General features: G+C 37.7%; 16 protein-coding genes and 2 pseudogenes. 10 read left to right on the top strand and 8 right to left on the bottom strand.

What is annotated here, in order from left to right:
* Window positions 1-340: 340 nt before the first annotated feature.
* From CI595_RS27260 to CI595_RS27265, 8 genes and pseudogenes are all read left to right on the top strand, one after another.
* On the top strand, window positions 341-619 hold the full coding sequence (locus CI595_RS27260; RefSeq protein WP_408608211.1) for a transposase: 279 nt from the start codon (window positions 341-343) through the stop codon (window positions 617-619).
* Between the two features lie 1,342 nt (window positions 620-1,961).
* Window positions 1,962-2,153, top strand: a complete 192-nt coding sequence (locus tag CI595_RS27440; protein WP_408608212.1) for a DUF6431 domain-containing protein — start codon at window positions 1,962-1,964, stop codon at window positions 2,151-2,153.
* Between the two features lie 630 nt (window positions 2,154-2,783).
* Window positions 2,784-3,152: pseudogene (locus tag CI595_RS25250) on the top strand (DDE-type integrase/transposase/recombinase); the annotation flags it as partial.
* Window positions 3,153-4,446: 1,294 nt separating this feature from the next.
* A complete protein-coding gene (locus CI595_RS26230) occupies window positions 4,447-4,677 on the top strand; it encodes a hypothetical protein (RefSeq protein ID WP_147737772.1) in 231 nt (76 codons plus the stop codon).
* Window positions 4,678-4,708: 31 nt separating this feature from the next.
* Window positions 4,709-5,026 carry a hypothetical protein gene (locus CI595_RS26815; RefSeq protein WP_243135267.1) on the top strand — a complete coding sequence of 106 codons (318 nt, stop codon included), beginning with the start codon at window positions 4,709-4,711 and terminating at the stop codon, window positions 5,024-5,026.
* 300 nt (window positions 5,027-5,326) lie between these two features.
* Window positions 5,327-5,953, top strand: coding sequence for a Mu transposase domain-containing protein (locus CI595_RS26820; RefSeq protein WP_243135268.1), 627 nt, complete (start codon window positions 5,327-5,329; stop codon window positions 5,951-5,953).
* A gap of 6 nt (window positions 5,954-5,959) precedes the next feature.
* Window positions 5,960-6,736: an ATP-binding protein gene (locus CI595_RS25270; RefSeq protein WP_095176367.1), complete on the top strand. Its 777-nt coding sequence runs from the start codon at window positions 5,960-5,962 to the stop codon at window positions 6,734-6,736.
* Window positions 6,737-6,838: 102 nt separating this feature from the next.
* Complete coding sequence (locus tag CI595_RS27265; protein WP_279233404.1) at window positions 6,839-7,066, top strand: ATP-binding protein; 228 nt, start codon at window positions 6,839-6,841, stop codon at window positions 7,064-7,066.
* 117 nt (window positions 7,067-7,183) lie between these two features.
* On the opposite strand, the gene CI595_RS25280 is transcribed toward CI595_RS27265, so the two are convergent.
* The 6 genes and pseudogenes from CI595_RS25280 to CI595_RS26840 all read right to left on the bottom strand — a co-directional run bounded on the left by CI595_RS25280 (window position 7,184) and on the right by CI595_RS26840 (window position 14,022).
* A complete protein-coding gene (locus CI595_RS25280) occupies window positions 7,184-8,833 on the bottom strand; it encodes an ABC transporter ATP-binding protein (protein WP_095176368.1) in 1,650 nt (549 codons plus the stop codon).
* Entirely contained in the window at window positions 8,811-10,469 is a 1,659-nt protein-coding gene (locus CI595_RS25285; RefSeq protein WP_162291972.1) for an ABC transporter ATP-binding protein, read from the bottom strand. Before CI595_RS25285 ends, CI595_RS25280 begins: the two co-directional genes overlap by 23 nt.
* A gap of 437 nt (window positions 10,470-10,906) precedes the next feature.
* Entirely contained in the window at window positions 10,907-11,947 is a 1,041-nt protein-coding gene (locus CI595_RS25290; RefSeq protein WP_243135269.1) for a transposase, read from the bottom strand.
* Window positions 11,948-12,619: 672 nt separating this feature from the next.
* A pseudogene (locus CI595_RS27505) lies at window positions 12,620-13,623 on the bottom strand (IS110 family RNA-guided transposase); the annotation flags it as partial.
* Window positions 13,608-13,862, bottom strand: a complete 255-nt coding sequence (locus CI595_RS26835) for a transposase (protein WP_243135271.1) — start codon at window positions 13,860-13,862, stop codon at window positions 13,608-13,610. The gene CI595_RS26835 and the pseudogene CI595_RS27505, both read right to left, overlap by 16 nt.
* A complete protein-coding gene (locus CI595_RS26840; protein ID WP_243135272.1) occupies window positions 13,855-14,022 on the bottom strand; it encodes a hypothetical protein in 168 nt (55 codons plus the stop codon). Before CI595_RS26840 ends, CI595_RS26835 begins: the two co-directional genes overlap by 8 nt.
* 1,297 nt (window positions 14,023-15,319) lie before the next feature.
* Here CI595_RS26840 and CI595_RS25310 point away from each other — a divergent pair.
* Window positions 15,320-16,192, top strand: a complete 873-nt coding sequence (locus CI595_RS25310; protein ID WP_095176371.1) for a helix-turn-helix domain-containing protein — start codon at window positions 15,320-15,322, stop codon at window positions 16,190-16,192.
* Window positions 16,193-16,236: 44 nt separating this feature from the next.
* Here the strand turns inward: CI595_RS25310 and CI595_RS25315 are convergent, their stop codons facing one another.
* A complete protein-coding gene (locus CI595_RS25315; RefSeq protein WP_095176372.1) occupies window positions 16,237-16,482 on the bottom strand; it encodes an acyl carrier protein in 246 nt (81 codons plus the stop codon).
* Window position 16,483: 1 nt separating this feature from the next.
* Window positions 16,484-17,503 (bottom strand): BtrH N-terminal domain-containing protein, encoded by a 1,020-nt coding sequence (locus CI595_RS25320; RefSeq protein WP_095176373.1) that lies wholly within the window; start codon window positions 17,501-17,503, stop codon window positions 16,484-16,486.
* 645 nt (window positions 17,504-18,148) lie between these two features.
* On the opposite strand from CI595_RS25320, the gene CI595_RS25325 reads away from it, so the two are divergent.
* The gene (locus CI595_RS25325) at window positions 18,149-18,580 is read left to right on the top strand and encodes a hypothetical protein (RefSeq protein ID WP_147737773.1); all 432 of its coding nucleotides are present in this window, start codon (window positions 18,149-18,151) and stop codon (window positions 18,578-18,580) included.
* Window positions 18,581-18,655 lie beyond the last annotated feature (75 nt).

Below are 18,655 nucleotides of genomic sequence, written 5' to 3' on the forward strand. Positions count from 1 at the left end.
TACCCGTTTAATACAGCGGACTTCTTGCCTTGATGAGGTCTTCTCCGAGCTCCAACACTTCCTTAAGTCCGGTGTGCATCAAAGTTCTGTCTATCCCCTCCTCAAGGAGGCTCCGACACCGAATGCTATTGCTTCCATAATATGACTAATCTTTTCCAATAAGTTTCCCATAGCCATTTTGTAAAGATACAGCCAGAGAATTAAGAATTTTCGTACAGGAGTCTGTCGGTGTGGGCGCTCAGACAATTGAGCAGATTGAGTTACTGGATAGGCAGTCATTCCATACAGAGCTTGAATTGGTGAGACCGGGGACATCCACCGTTTCTCTACACCGGGTGAATTGTTTGCATTTTCCGGATTGGGTCCATCTGTTTATCAGTCTGGTAATTATCCGGCTAAGAAAACCCGGATGTCCAAACGAGGCTCACGTGTATTACGTTATGCATTCATGAATGCAGCACACAACGTAGTAAAGGATAACGCGAATTTCAAGTCTTATTATAATTCCAAGAATGACGAAGGCCGGACTCACTACAACGCGTTAGGGTACTGTTCCGACAAACTTGTCAAGGTCATCTGGAAGATACTCACTGACGAAGTAGAAATCAACCGCGAATAAGAGGTCTGCATACAATATCCATAGATTTAAAAAATTGCACCCATCAGGGAGCTTGATTAAAGTTACCCTTTTTACCATTGATAAGAAAATATAATCGTTGTCTACTTTTGGCTATTTTTACTCTTTTTCTCACTATTTCTCCTAATAAATATATTTATTTTCTATATATAATACTGACCTTTTAGTTTTTTTTCAATGAGCCATGGTTTTAAATTTTATACCTAAGATTCCACACAAATAATATTCTTACTGTTATCATCACCGGAAGCTACTAGGAACAGAATGCCCATATGACAGTGAGTTCTGCAAAAAACATCTGAACAGCCGTCCGAATAATGCGGAACCAGAGATTATGTTCACATATGGCGCATACGGTAGTAAAGAGAACTAAAAGCTTGATGAATCTAAAAACCCGGAACTAATTACGACTACGCTCACCGAAAAAACAACGATACCGATTTTTACAGGCTTTATATTTTCTGGGGATGGAAAACAAGTAATCAGCTGCCCAATTAGACATATTACAAAAAACCACGTATTATCCCAAAACCGGAATATATAGAGCCTTATTCTCCCAGGCGCTGTAATAATTGCCCTTTTAAAGATAAATACAAAGGTTAACCGCAAAAGAAGGATTATGCTGTCTAATATGGCGGAACGCACAAAGTATCTGATTAAATTATCCATTATATCCAACTTGCCCGTAAATGGAATGCTGTAGAAGGCATTCCCCCAGTCCTGCTGAGGAAATATCATGTAAATAACATTCCGCTATTTGGTCACCTGCGCTCCCGTACATTCTTCTAGCGCAAAATAGGCGATTATAATTTTTATAAACTGCTGAGACATAATAGAAGTTTAATAGAAAAGCCTACCCCTTATTTGGCATAGTCAAAAAACAAAGGGATAAAATACTCTTTCTATAGAACAGAAAGTAACCGTTAAATAGGTTCTTTTCCAGCATTAAGAAATAAAAAATTTTCGCAATAAAATAACTAGATTCTATACAGGATAACCTTCTGTGCGTTAAAAATGTAGGTAATAAATTTATCGCGCTGAAGGTTTTATGTATGAGAAAACGGGAAAATTGAGAGCGAAAGTGTTTTAGCCACGGTTTTTTGTCCTTTCACTGCTCTGTGCCGTTGTCCACGAACAGATGGTATTACTCTCTTGCCTTGTCCACAAGATATCGGTATAATACCAGCGACTAACTGGTATCGAGGTGAAAGAAAAAGCACCACGAACGATATCTCTCCTACCAAAGATTGATCTCGTATCGTGATATTCTCATAAAACATGATCATAGTATCACAATATGAATTGAGTTTCAGTAAGAACACGGGTGTGTTTTTCAAGGAGCAATGAGAAATATTCCTGCCCACAATGCGGAGGACAGCTGGTCAGCCGGAATTCCCAGATCCGTAGGCTTAAATGCAAAGACTGCAACAGGCCGCATACAGAACTCCCGGATTTCATCCACCCATTGCGTCACTACTACACCGGTACGCTCCAAGATGTACTAAATAGAAAGTAAAAAAATGTCCAACAGAAGATTCCACCATACGACGTTGGATACTCTCTTTTGCCAAAGCACTTTCAAGCGTGAAAAGTACACCGCTCTCCATATGGGGGCAGGAAAAAGGAACATCGTGGAACCTTCTTGGCAAAATCTCACTGCTCGAAAAGATCAAACAACACCAACCAAAAACTGGCTGGCTTAATTGGATCCGAAAGAGACAGCAGAGTCCCGCCTGCAGCTAATCGCATCATTATGGAGTCTGGAGTGGATTATCAGCAGACTGTAGTGCTAAAGAAAAAATATGTGACCGAGAAAATATTTCCTACCATACCATCAGCAGATATCTAGACACATATCTGATAGAATGCTTTTCCGGATTGAAGCCTAAAACTCTTTACCACCCAAAAGAGTTTAAGCTACCACCGGATTTACCTGAACTTCTGGACAAAGCCATTGTACTACGTCGGGAGTGCCCAAACCGCAGTATCAACGATATCATCCGGATACTGGAATTGGAAGAGAGAGTGCGCCCGGAGCCTTATAAACCGTTTCACACTCCAGCGTCATATGCAGGCAAAGGGCTACGGAACAAAGCAGATTAAGCTATATACAAAGTAGGGGACAGCAGCACGCCGGTTCCAGAAACAGCACTGGTGTAATCTCTATCAAGGAGACATTAAATACAGTCCCTATCTTCCAATCGGGAAAGACAAAGAATCAAAACAAGTATACTTGTCCGTGTTCATCGACGATGCCACCCGATACATCGTTGCCACAAAGTTCTATGATGATCAAAAGGTGGACATCATTGAAGATACGCTCCGCATGGCAGTCATTCGTTTCGGGAAACCTTCGGCGATCTACGTAAATAATGGAAAGCAATACCGCAGAGAGTTGCTAGCTAAAACCTGCAGCTGTCTGGATATCCGGCTTCATGCAAAGTCCTACCATCTGGAAGGTAAAGGCAAAGTAGAAGCCTTCAACCGCCGGGGGATTCTTTCCTGTCAGAAGTAGCACTGGAGAAACCACAGACCTTAGAAGAACTGGACTGCCTGTTGGATTTCTGGATCAATGAATGCTATCATAAAAGTGTTCACCACTCCTTACATGGAACCGCTCCGGAAACAGCCTTTGTACAGATAGCCATCCACTGAACTTTACCTCCGCAGAACTCTGTGTGGCGTGGTCACCGCCGATGTGGGCTGTGGCAAAACAACGACATTGCACCGCTTTACCACAAAACTAGATAAAGACCAGTATATGGTCTTGTACCTGTCAGATTCCAAGCTACCCCCACGATGGTTTTATAAGGAGCTGCTGGCAAAGGAAACTCTGGAAGAAATCCGCTTTCTTTTAAATTACAAGATGGATCCCATAAACCCTATGGGACTGATCCTAGTCGGCCAGAATGAATTGTGGGATAAGCTGAAGCTTCGGCGTTATGCAGCCATCCGGCAACGCATTGACCTAAAGTGTGAGATTCTGCAATACGACCGTTCTCAAAGCGAAGAATACATATAGCCGCATCTGAAATACACTGACGGAGCACAGGATATCTTTACTGACAAAGCGATGAGGAAATCTATCAGTATTCAGCCGGTACTCCGCGTACAATCAATAAGGTGTGTAGCCACTGCCTGATGAAAGCTGCGCAGAGGAATAAAAAGATTGTGGATAATCATACTGTCAGGGCAATGATTGCCGGTGAGTTACCATAAACCCTAAACTTAAACAAAGCGGAGGCAAAACTTGAGATTTGTTTCCGTCATGGCATGAGAGCAGTCGGTGGACAGCCCAAGAAAGCAACAACACAAACGAAACAGGACCGGAGGATTGTTAATCTCATGATGGTTACAAATCATTTTTTCCATTCTTTAAAGGAGTGGATCATGGGCATGGATGATTCAAGAAACCAGCGTTATGTCACATACTCACAGACGGATTTGAGATATATGGAGATTCTATAAAATATATGTGGTCAACACTCTGTGCGAGAGAGGGATTAAAACGGTATTGTAAGCTCCGCATTCTGTCGGGGAACCAGCATCTGGACAAAATGTCTCATTATGATACACTAAATCATCGTCTGGAGAAGCTATCGCCGAAGTGCCTTTTATATCTACAAAAAAAGATGGTCACAAATCTGATTCCCTGCAGTGCATATTGCGTGAGCCAGTGGCCGGTTTTGCGGAGCAAAACGGCCGCAATGCGAAGCTAAACGGCCAGTAGAACTTTTCCATATCCAGCAGTATATTTCATAATGATGATAGCTATTTTAATGGCAAATACATCATGAGGAGGATAATGTATGCTGGATTATAAGGATATCATTATCAAACGTTATGCACTGAATTTGTCTAGGCGGGAAATAGCCAGGCAGCTCCGTGTAAGTAAGTCAGGAGTCAATGAATTCCTGAGAGCTTTTGAAAGATGCGGTACGTTACAGTACCCATTGCCAACATGGATCACAAACTATGGTATCCGCACAGGCAATTTACGAAGGACTGCCAGGAAATGCTGGGCGCAATCAGGATATTGAACTGCCTGACTTCCAAGAGGCTTTCCGGCTGATGACAACCAGAAAAAACATAACTCTTGTGTTTATCTGGAATCGTTATAAGCAAAAATGTATAGCTGAGGATAAGCGCTTTTACCAATACCGGCAGTTTTGTGAACACTATGCCCGCTGGTGTGCGGATAACTATGAAACCGCACATTTTGATGCGGTCATAGGGCAGAAAATGGAAGTCGACTTCGCTGGCAAGACTTTTTATATGACCGACCCTCTTACCGGCGAAATGATAACCATTGTTGTTTTCGTGGCGGTTCTTCCCTATTCGCAATACATTTATGCAGAAGGAAAGGTCTCTACAAAGGAGCCGCAGTGAATCGATGTAAACAATCATGCACTTTCCTATTTTGGCGGAGTCCCTACTTTATGTGTCTGTGATAATTGCAAGCAGGCCGTAATCACCAACAAAGACTGGATTGATCCGGAACTGAACAAGGACTATGCTGAATGGGCCGAACATAATAGAACGGTTATACTGCCGGCAAAAGTTAAGAAACCAAAGTTCAAGAGCTCCATAGAAAATGCAGTCGGTATCCTTGAAAAAGGTTTTTTCCACACCTTAGAGGATAGACAGTACTTCGACCTGGAGCAATTCAACCAGGACCTCTGGTCCGAGTTGGATAAGCTTAACCGGGCGTCTTTTAAGAAAAAGGAACACAGCAGATACTACTATTGGGAAGAAGAAAAGCACGAATTATTGCCGCTTCCTTCTGCAGAATACGAATATATGGAACGAAGGACGGCAATCGTTTCCAGTGATTTCCATATCCGCTTTGATAATGCATACTACAGCGTAGACAAAGCATACCTGCATAAGAAAGTATCTGTCAGATCAACTTCCACAACTGTCCGCACTTATTCCCTTGCCGGTGATCTGATCTGTGAATGGCCGCGGGCAACTTCCAAAGGTCAGTGGATGACCGACCCGGAGCATCTTCCTGATAGCTATAAAGGGTTTTCCCAATGGAATGCAGAGTATTTTATCAAAAAGGCAGTTCTTGTAGGCGAGTATACCGAAGCAGTTATCCGGTCGGTCCTGCGTTCAAGAAAATATGAGGTCCAGACCTATCGTATGTATCTTGGTATTCTCAATTTCACAAAAAAGTACAGCAATACGGCATTGGAGGAATGCTGCCGGCAAGCGGTTCTTCTTGCCTACAAAGGGGCGGCAACAAGTAACTATACCGATTTAGGAAAGAGCAGCCATGCGCTTACAAGAGGCGCTGATTACTATAGGAGGTAAGGAATCATGACGACACAAAGCACCATAGATAAACTCATTGAGATGCGCCTGACTTCTATGTCAGATGCATTCCACACCCAGATGGCAGACCCTAAGATGAAAGAAATCCCTTTTGAGGACCGTTTCGGGATGCTTGTGGACATCGAATACAGTAACCGTAAGAGCAACAGCCTGAAACGCCTGATCCAAAATGCCGGGTTTGACCAGTCGGATGCATACATTGGCGATATCAACTATTCTTTCGGGCGCAAGCTGAACCGTTCTTTGATCGAGCGGCTTGCAACTTGTGAATATATTACAGAACACAGGAATCTTTTTATCACAGGTGCTACTGGGAGTGAAAAGACATATCTGGCCTGTGCATTCGGGATGGAAGCATGTAAGCAGCGCTACAAGACGAAATATGTCCGGCTTCCAGATTTGCTCCTTGAACTAGAGATGGCACGTAATGACGGCACATACAAGAAAGTCCAGGGGAAATATGCCAATCCGGTTCTGTTGATCATCGATGAATGGCTCCTATTGAAGCCCACCGAATCTGAACAGCATGACATTCTGGAACTTCTCCATAGGAGACGCAGGAAGTCATCAACCATTTTTTGTTCCCAGTATGATTCCAATGGCTGGCATGATCAGCTGGGTGGTGACGACAGTCCCCTATCGGAAGCGATCCTGGATCGCATCAAACATGATGCATACAAAATCAACATCATCCCGACAGACCCAGCGAATTACAGAGCCATGCGGGAAGTATATGGATTAGATCCTGCATTAAGCGAGTAAACTCGCAAGTAACAATCAATTAAGTGTAGTATCCCCGTTCCGGACTCTCGGTATCCGTTCCTCCTGAACAGGGGTACATTTTCACCGTAATATACAATCATACTGGATGATTTCTTACTGCACACCATTACAGATGAAAAAGAAGTAAAGATCCTCTTTGAACTTCTGGAGAAGCGCAATGAACAAAACCGTAGTACGATTGTCTGCTCACAACGTGACCCTGACCACTGGACAGCAATGATACTGAACGATGAAGTATCAGCGAATTCTATTTTAAAACGTGCAACCAGACATTATACGATCATGATAAAAGCGAAAGAAAACCAGTAATTATATGCGGCCATTGAAAAACGCATCAGTGGCCGCCCGAGAGCGCAGAATGCACCTGCAGGCAGTTTGATTAAATACTTTCTATATTAGGATAACGAGAAAAGCGAAAAAATTTTATTATATACAAATATATTTATTACATATTTTTTCCGCATATTCATCATGTGAAACTAGAAAAACAATTTTTCTTTTTGCTATTTTCTTTATTTCATTCAAAATTAAAATTGAAGTATTTTTATCTAACGCACTTGTTACTTCATCGAAAAAATATATATCTGCATTCTTTAAGAAAGCTCTTGCCAAAAGTATTCTTTGACACTGCCCTCCAGATAAACGATTACCTCTATCTCCTACAATAGTGTCAAATCCATCTGGCATTTTTAAGATTTCCTCCAACACATGTGCTCTTGCACATGCCTTTCTTAATTCATCTTCTGAAGCATTTTGTGCAGCATATAACAAGTTTTCTTTAATAGAAGTATTAAATAAATAGGTGTTTTGTAAACATCCCGAAACCCTTTTATAGTAACTTATCAAGTCCACTTCTGAAATCTGTCTCTCATTTATCATTATACACCCGCTATTCGCCTCCATTAACCCAAGCATTAATTTTACAAGGGTAGTCTTTCCACTACCACTTTTTCCTTTTATATGTATACAATCCCCTTTATTCATCGTTGCATTTATATCTTTAAAAAGGAAATGGCGTTCTGCCCCATAATAAAAATCAAGACTTTTTAATTCAACTTTCTGGATTGTAGAAATATGTATATTACCTTCATCTTCTTTCATCTTCAAATTCCACGACATAGCCCGAAGATAAATTGGCATATCAGATTGCAATGAGGCTTGATATGCCGACAAAATAGTCATAGATTTTGTCAGTAGATGATAATAAACAATAAATACCAATAGATTTCCTACTGACATTCTTTCTTTTAAAATTAAAACACCCCCCAAAAAATAAACACCAAATTCCATAAGAAACTCATTTTTTAATTTAGGAATAATTAATTGTCGTGTAACCCAATAATTTATCCATTTTGCATTATATAAGGCATAGTTATGCTGAAACCTTACATAACGCCTTTCCATATTTTTTTCCTGACCTAACATTTTTAACTTCTTCCATCCAATTACTACTGAATATAACCATGTAGACATGTTGCTATCATTTTGACGATTTTTTTCGTTTAATATATTCTCTTTCTTACTTATTTTATAGTCCAACCAAAGTGTAACCGGAATTGCAAAGATACCTATTAATGCCAACTCCCAATTCAGGAAGACAAGACATATAGCTGAGGCTAACATTAGTAAAATATTCATTTCAAAACTCGCAAACTGTTCTTGCAAAAACTCAGACAATTTACAAATATCATTATCTATTTTCCATTTTATATCTCCTATCTCTTTTGTTGAAATACTCTCTCTTTTTGGATAAATAACTTTCTCTAATGCTTGCTTGCGTAACTTATATTCTAAAGTATTTCTTAATTTATTTATTAAGATACATGCTGTTATATTTCCCATGCAACCAAGAATAAATAATGCAAAATACTCAAGAACAATAGTTAAAAAATTTTGTACTTCCCCCTGCAAAAGTACATGGTCAATAAAATTATTATAAAGTTGAGGTGTGAGAATTTCAATACTCATTACCAGCAATAGTATCAGTACATAAATTAGTATCACCCTTTTTTGTTTTCCTAAACAATTTATTAAATACATATATATATCTTTTCTAAGCCTTATTGTCCTTTTCATAATCTTCACCAATCCTTACAATCCTATCACACAACTTCGCCACATTGTTCCTATGAGTAATAATCACCATCGTTTTTCCTTTAAAAATTTTCATCCATTTAGAAATAATTTCTATTTCTGCTTCTGCATCTAATGCAGATGTAGGCTCATCTAAAATAATAATATTTGGGTTTTGTAAACAAAGTTGAGCCAATGCTATCCTTTGACGCTGCCCCCCTGACAAAATTTCTCTGATTTGTGTATCCATTCCCGCCTGGAGCTTTTTTACAAAAGCATCTAATCCAGCATTTTTAATTGCCTGATATAACTCTAAATCAGAGGCCTTAGTATTTGCCAATAAAAGATTCTCTTTTAGGCTTCCTTCCAGAACAAATGAATCCTGAAACATAATTCCAATTTTTTTTCTTAACGACTTTAACGAATATTCCTCTATTTCTACTCCATCTATTTTTATTTCCCCTTTATCTACTTTTATCATTCCTGTCAGTAAATCTACAAGAGTTGATTTACCAATACCACTCTTTCCTATTATTGCAACTTTCTCACCCGGTTTTATATGTAAGGAAAAATCACTATAAATTTTATTAGAATCATACATAAAATCCATATGATTAATTTGAATTTCTCCAATACAAGGTTCTATATGCATACCTTTATTATCAATTTCATCTGAACACTGCATAAATTCATCTATCTTCCAAATATATCCCACTCTTGTCTGTGCATCATTCCAGTTTTGGTTTATATCAATTATAACATTTGTTAATTTTGTAAAATACGCCATAAGAACAGTAAAAGTACCAATTGTAATTATACCTTTTTTTATCAAATAACTAGTTATAGCAAATATACATAGTTGAGAAATCAAAAATATCCCTTTTATAATCTGTTCTGAATATATATTATATAAATTCATACGTTCTCTTTGAAATAATATTTTTGTTGAAAATTCATCAAAATTTTTTTTGATTGATTTTTGCATACTCAACAAACGTATTGAAAAAAAATTTTCTATTGACTCATATAACCAACTTATATACTTTCCATATTCTTCTTTTTGAATTATAGAGGCAGTTTTACTCCTTTTCCCAAAAAAAATAGTTATGCTCCCACATATACCAGAAAGTAGTACCATCATAATACCTACTATACAATGAATCTTAAAACAGAAGGCCACAAGAAATATTATAATGATGAAATTATTAATCTGATGAACTATACCACGAATTAAAAAATGCATACATTCTGCTGGATATTCCTGGATTATAGCCATTATTTCTCCTATTTTCAGTTTTTTTTGATTGACTAAATTTATTTTTAAAAATTTCTCAAAAACATCAATTTTAATTTGAAAAGTAAACATGATCATTAAATAATGGTGCTGTGCATAAAGCCAATAATACAAAAGACAAGAATATAAAACTAAAAACACAACACATCCACTAACTTTAATAAAATCTTTTATATCTTTTTGGTAAATAATTTGGTCAAGCATAATTCCAAACAATTTTGGTAGTAACACAGCAATTATTGTTTCTACTAACCATCCCATATAAAATGCAACAAAATGTGCCTTATATGGATGTACATATTTTCCCAAGAAATTTATAGCATTTTTTATATTATATTTTTTCATCGATATCATCTCCTATCCTTGCCATATTTTCAGCCACAGACATGTTCCATCAATTTTTACCTTAAAGAAAATAATTACACATAATAAAATACCAATTATCATAAATAAATAAAACCATTTCAAACCTTTAATAAAAATTTTATAATATATTCTACTTTTTTTTTTCATAGTTTTACTACTCCTTCCACTTTTTCCTTAAGCGCGATTTCCGAATACCGTGCTCGGATTATTTTATTTTTTTTAATCGCAATGTCAATGGCGTATCATAACTAATAAGCCAGCTCGTTATGCTAGTACTACAACGAATTTTCAGTAGTTTTCTTAAATTGCCCCCCCACAGACTGTCCGAAAACTTTATTTTTGAGCATAATAATAGCCCCTTTCTACACATGTGCCATTGAAAACTGAATAAAATACACATTTGAAGAAAACGGGGCTTATGCTGCCGCCATCAATTCCATCATTTTTCCGAATCCCAAAAGGTTTTGGGCCCTTTCCGGGTTATAGCCCAGACAAAAGAGCGCAAATTCACCTACCACCTTCCACAATCCCCTCAACAGGAAGTGGGTGGCTCCCATCGCTCTTTTTATCGTCCCAAACGGATGCTCTGACAAGCACATCCTCTGCGACATCTTTTCCCGATTTGGCTTCAGCAAAAATTTTATAACCTTCACCTTTTCATAATGGGCTTTTTCAGGTGCCTGGGGGGCGCATTCCTTCCCCTCTGCCTCCATCCATTCTTTACATGGCTTCTCAAGTTTGTCTTTTGTAAAATCTATCTCTTTCCATTCACCTTTTCCCTTATAACACTTGTTCCTGTTTTTGCAGTGCCTGCAGGCATTCTTATTGTCATACCGGATATTACCGTTTTTCTTAATGCATTTCTGCCTCAGGTTCTCCCCGCCAGGGCAGTACACCAGGTTCCTCTCAGGGTCCCTTACAAAATATCCCGCTTTCGCCCGCTCCTGCATTTCTTCCGCTGTCCCATATATGGGCTTTGGTTTTTCTGTCCCTTCCGGTTCCTCCTTCACTTTCCGGAGGACTTCTTCCACCCTCATATCAGCAATGACATCCTTATATGCCTCTGGTACTTTTCCTGCATGGAGTCTTTTCTTCAATTCCTCCCGCTTGGTACTGCCTGTATCCGCTTCTGCTTCCCCATAAGGGATCTCAATTTCATATCCGTCTTTTCCGTCTTCCATGATCACGTGTGGTATGATCCCGTCCTCAAGGCATCTGGCCATATCTTCCGTATTTTGATAGCCTTTGTCTGTTACTGCTTCCAGGACCCCATCCGGGGCTTCCTCCCGGCTCCCTTCCATCGTCGGGCTTAACAGCCCATGGTCTGTCACCTGGTTCGTCATTTCAAAATCCCGAATCAGTTGTATTTCAGAATCTACTGCTGTCTGCGGGTTATATGCTACTGCAAAGCCATTTTTATTTTTCATAAGCCTTGCATCCGCATCTATTAATGACAACTGGGACACCCCCCTTTCTTCCATCAGTTTCTGGTAAGATTCATATCTCGCCAGACGTTCCTACGCCTCATTGAGTTTTGCCTCGACCACCTCTCTGGTAAGCGTTTCCGGGGGGTCTTCCAGATCCTCATGCTCATCCATCTCTTCCTATAATGTCAAGCCCTAAATCGTTGATTTTTCAGGCTTTTCTTTAAATAGTCACCTCTATAAACAGAGCTAAATGTGTATGACAGTCATTGTATCCTGTACTGAATAGTTAAAAATAGGTACAGCCAATAAAGCATCCTATTGGTTCGCTCTATAAAGGCTATCATTCCTCTGTTAACTATGATGGTGAACCTTCCGTGTCTAATGGGATCATGTCCCAACTTCCTTCGTCCCACCTGTTCATACACCGAGTGTCGGCTAAGCTTTCAAACAGGGTCTTGCCCTACGGAGGGAACTACTGTCGGCTACAGCTCTTGTTTGTTTGGATTTTACTGACCTCTTTGTTTTGCAGGATACGGTTATTCCGTGGACGCTTTACCCTGTTTCACTCAGCTGGTCCTGTTCCTGATGCAGCGCTTCCCGCACTCCATCGTTTTCGGGTTTCTTTCCAGAGCTCTGCTCGGTTTCAAAATCCTCTGGAACCCAGCAGGGCTCTGGAATTATGGTGCAGGCGGTTGGGTTGACTCAGGCTGCTAATGCTTCCTGGTGTTCCGGGCGTCTTATGTCCTTTAACATCTTTTTCGGATCATATTTCGTTCCCTTTGTCAGAATTGTATAGATTATCCTCAGCAGCTTGCATGCTATTACTATCAGAGACTGCTTCTTCTTGAGCGGATTTTCTCTCCTCGTCGTATAATACACGTGGAGTTCCTTGAATTCCTCCGCATGGGCCACCACCGATCTGGACGCCTGGAACAGCCAATACCTAAGCCGTTTGTGTCCTCTATGGCTTATCCTGCTTTCTCCTTTGTGCTTGCCTGAACTGCAGGCAACCAGACCTAATCCACTTAATTTCTGTATTTCCTTCACATCATCGAATCTTGATATATCTCCCATTTCGGCTAGTATTCCAGAAAGAGTGTTTTCTCCCAGCCCTGATATTTCAAGGATATTTTCTGCATGAGGGATTTCCTGACATTTCTGTCTTATTTAACCCTCTATATCGGAAACCCGTTCATCCAGTTCCAGTATCTTCTCGACGAACCACTTTACGGCTGTTTTACCAGCGCCTGCTCCATCTCTGATCCCTACGCTTTCTCTTGCATACCGTAAGATCTCCCCGGCTCTGCTATAACCGCGCCCTCTTAGTTTCGCATCATGCCAGATTTATCTTATCCCATCACATCCAAGTCTGATCAAATCCGCCGGGAACGGTGCCTGCTTCAGCACTTCCAGGCAGAATGCACCATCGATCTTTCCGAAGCGTCCTTGTATTCTGGAAAATAGATCTTCATCTCCCTGTGCATACGGTTCAGGAAGCGGATCCGGTCTTCATTTAACTGGTCTCTGAACATCGATAACCTGCGAAGTTCCGCATATAGCTTTTCTGGCAGGTATGGCATTCCAAAGTTGCCATCCTTAACAAGGTTTGCAATGACCTTGGGATCCTTCGTATCATCTTTGAGATGACTGTTATCTTCGACCTCCTTCGTCTGCTTTACAGCATATGGGTTTACCTGAACAACACTGAACTGCCGTCAATAGAAGAAAATCCCCATTCCACTGCGCCACCCAGCCTGCGGTTAAATTCATGGAATATCTTCTTCAGATTGTCAATGTTATCCTTGCGGAAATCCGGCCTGACCCCGCCGGTCATCCACTGTACCTCTATATTCACCCGGCAGCTCTCCGCCAGTTTTCTGGAAGAACGGATGCCTTTTCGGCTGCCATATATGTACAGCTTGTACATTGCTTTTGGGTCATACATTGGCCTGCCTTCTTTTTGAAACTTCTTTTGCCACGTATTTTTTTATATCTAGGCTGTCTACAAAGGCATCAATCAGTCTCGCTATACTCTCTGGTTCTACAAAAGAATCCCAAGAGCACATCCTAACCTGATTCCTGTCAAAAGTCATTACATATGGCATAACATTCACCTCTATATATAGTAATCTTAATGTCTTTATTATTATATATAAAAAGAAAAGGCTCGGCTTTTGTGTATTTTATTCAGTTTTCAAGGTACAAGTTTATATGTTAAGCATCCTCATGGATGGAATAACCACGATATTAGCTTCTCTATTTTAGCCCTCTAGTTTTCGGACAGTCTGCCCATATGTGATATAATAAAAAGAAGCAATATTATAATACCAAACACAACATATGACCAACGGTTATTAGAATAGTGGGCAATTGACCCAGCAGTACACCGGATATCGAAAGGCTCTTAAATCCATACCTGCGCCAATACGATTGTGCCTTTTCCTCTAAACAATAGAGAAACCATTTCTCAGCTTTTGTTAATGGCCTACTCCGTTTTTTTGAACTTAAAACCTATTGAACCCATCGCCTTGCATTTGAGAAATAGGTCCGGTCTATGCAGCAATTTTTCACCTGTACGTCGCTGGATAATCCAGCTATCCTTAATACCTACCAGCAACTTCTGTCAGCCCAATTGAACCATAAATCAAAACTCTAATCCGACCATTGCCAAAGCTTGCGGCTTGGAGGATAAGCTTGGAAAAAAGGAAATTGGATATATTAAAAAGTAAATCACTTACCATGGTATATGTGCTCAATTTCCATTTTTGCGGTTGTACTTAGCATCGGGAGCTTGTCCAGATATTTATGTTCCAAGGTCTGGATCTTTGCTATTTCATCCGTGGAAACAACGTTAGTCCCCTGCTCCTCCAACTCGTTTATCGCTTGGTACATTCCGCAGATTTTGTACATTCTTTTGGCGAAAACAACCGGCTTCTTTGACTTTTCGATTGAATCTAGACAATAGCGAATCTCATAGAGCTGTAAATTTACCTCATTTTTAAAAAATGGCTCACCGATTTCTTTGAAATCTGGTCAGCGATACCTTATTTCTTGATTTCTTTCACTAAAACTTTAAGACTCCAGTTGCTTACCTTATAACTAAAGTTAATGTTCTTAACGGTCTGTTCTGGAGCAAAACTTGTTCATCGGTAAGTAGCCACCAGATTGTTTCATCCAATTTTTCCGGTTTCTTAATTTTATTCTAACAGGCCGGGAAGCACCAGGAGGACGCTGCTACAGTAAGCAAGACTAAAAATCTATACTAATTTAATCCTTATACAAATTTTAAATTCAATAAGCAAAATTGTCATTAAAGTATCTGCAAAATTTTATTATATATTCTGCAAAATATCTTGAAAAAATATTATTTTTTCTTTATAATTATAATGAGGTAAAATAAAAATGATTAAAGACAGACGTTATACGGGGAATATGATTTATATTGATTTTTTTGCCAAGGAATCTTTTCAAAACTACCCGACTCCCAAATTTTTGACAATGACTTTAGTTACTGATGGAACATGGGAATTTTCACTTAATCAATATAATTATAATATTACAGCTCCATTTATCTTTTTTTTGAATGATTCTGATGATATTACAATTAAAAGTACTGGTAATTACGCCGCAAAAACATTTATTTTTCATCCTGCGTTTATAAATAGCAGTTTGACCGAAGAAGCAATATTTCATAATACATTTGAAAATATAGAAGTAATTCATGATCGAAATTTAATTGATGTTTTTCTACGAAGAACTACCAAGTATCATGGTTTGTTGTCTTTAGATGCACCTTCTGCACTGCAAATAAATTCTTGGATGTCTATGATTGGCATAGAGTGCTTATCTCAAAGTGATGGACGTTGGACATGCCGAGCCAGAAAATATCTTTTACAAATTCTTTTTTTTATGGAAGATTTATTTTTGGTACTTTGTAACGACCAAATCTTAAAAAAGAAACCTATTGATTATGCACTTGAATACATTCAGAGTAATTATAATCTTGGGTTAACACTTGAGGGTATTAGTAAACATGTTGGTGTAAATCGTACAACACTAAATAATATGTGTAAACAAAAAACCGGTATGACTCTTATTCAATACCTTAATAATTATAGATTAAAAGTAGCAAAAGAAACTCTTAGTCACACAAACTTAACATTGTCTGAAATATCTATCTCCTGCGGTTATAATTATGAATCTTATTTCATAAAAACATTCACTGATAATTTCGGCATTTCTCCTAATGAATACAGAAAAAAGGTTAATATGTAAAACAATACAGTGTTGAATATATTTCCAACGCTGTATTGTTTAATTCATTTATTAATTATGTTTAATACTTTTTCTACTAAATCATTAATAGTAACTGTATTGTTTATTGCCAAATCCTCCAATTCAAACTCAATGTTATATTCATTCTCTAATAATACTATTAATTGCACATAAGAAAGAGAATCAACTCCTAAATCCATGATTTTTAATTCTGTTTTTCCATCCACACCAATACTTTGCATAATAAATCTCTGTATTTTTTCATAACCTATCCGTTCCATTCTTTTCATTTTATCCTATGTATTCTCTAAACTTTTTCCAAAATTTTTCTTCTAATTTTTTAATTAACCTCATATTTTCTATTCCTTTATATATAGATTCTTTTTTATATTTCCTTTGCATATAGTAATATGAACAGATATTCCTTACTTCTTCCCAGAGATTAACAATATCCTTCAATGCTACTACGTATAAACTATTTCCTAATAAATGATAAAACGCATACAATTGTGATTTCTTTTTATTTAAAATATGATAATGCATTAAGTAAAACAAGTTTTCTTTATATTGATCCCATGTATCTTTATCTTGTGTTATATATGTAAATTCATCGATTAGTCTATCTATATTACCAATAGACTGATAAATATCAGTATAACATTTTTTTATATTATTCAAAAAAATACCCTTACACTTATCCAAAGTATAGTTATTCGACTCATTTCCAATATTTATATATTGAAAAAGATTATTCACATTGGGATTATATGCACTTTTAAAAGCTTGAATAAAATCATTTTGATCCATAATACACTTATAATACTTTTTATTATCAGGGTTATCTATGATATATAATTTTTTCATCTTATGATTATAACCATATATCATTGCATAATGATTTGTATGTACTTTCATAAATCTATCTGGTCGGTATGACAAAAAATACAAGTCCATGTTGACCATTATTGGTGTATTATTTATTAGCGAGTTTATTATATGTTTCATCACTTCATTTGGTTCAATGCATTTTTCCAGAATTTCTATTCCAGATTCTTTATACAATGTATGTACATTTTTATAAGGGAAATACTGCACCTCATATTTATATCTTAAATCTGTCTTCTCTGGTCGATACCCATAGTAAAAAATATTATTTGCAATATATTTATCAATATTTTTATTTCCACATGCTTTTAGAAACATAAAAAGGTTGCTATAAAAACAACTTAAATACTCTGTTCCATTTGTATATTCCTGCGGGGTGTTAAATGGGTACAATTCAAAGTTAATTTGAATAGTGTTATTTTCCACTTACATTTTCCTCCTCTTTTTTTCTTATTTTCGTGTAAAAATACAATGGTTTTATCTACATCACCCACACTGATTTTCTTTTATTACTTTGCTTACTTATTATATATTTGGCAAGGAAGTAATTTGACCTCAGTTCTTGTTTTATGCTTAAATTCAGCTTTTCCTATTGAATACTAGTGCCGCAATATAGGCTGTTATCTAAAGTTCACTGAGCATGATTTTCTCTCTATTATTATCACCTTATTTATCTAACCAAATTTCTTGCTTTTGCACAAAAGATGATACATACTAATTTTTTATCCCACATTTATAATAAAGTATTCTAAAAAAAATTTCCACTTGCTTTAGGTACTTATAATATAACAAAAGTTCCTATCCTTTAAAACACTTCAAATTCTGGCAGTACATAACCCCTACTTTTCCATGGATTGTTGTATCGCATAGAAAAAATACACTTGATAGCCACGATCCATTGCAAGTGTGGCTTTGTTAAAAAGTGCCACCCCCGTTCTATGGCATCAAAAGTTATACTATTTACTGATTTGCATTCCTTCTCTGAAGAAGAATGGGTTCTGGAGAAGATATTGACTGGATGGTTGCCGGTTGTGAGAATACAGGCTTCTGTAACGTCGCAACCTTGAGAAAATGTTAAAACAACATTACTCTCCTTATTCTCAAAAACAAATGAGAATGGTAATCCAAGTTCTTGAGAATTACAAAATCGATGTAAAAAACATGGACTTAATTGATATGCTAATATCTGAAGCTAAGGCCGCTCAAATCCAATGTGACTATTTGACACCTTTGAAAAAATCAATTAAAATATTGGGTGCTATAATTATCCCGATAGCAGCATATGCTGCACAAAAAATAGGTGAGGATACACCCCAAGGTGATATTCTCGCCTTGGCAATTCAGTTAATTATAATAATTTTACTTATTTTTTCTATCGTTTTTGCGTTTGCAACAATTGTCAAAGACGTTCTCTACCTTGAGTATAACCAATTGTATATTCCGACAGATGCGGGTTCTTCCGCAATTATCCGTTTTTTACTTCCGATGGATTTATTTCTGTGATAAAATGTTGGTATCAAATAAAGGCGGTAAATGATAATGAATGATTTGTTGAAGTTGGATATATTTTTCCCAGGT

It is taken from the genome of Blautia hominis, assembly GCA_002270465.1.
GTDB lineage: Bacteria > Bacillota > Clostridia > Lachnospirales > Lachnospiraceae > Blautia > Blautia hominis.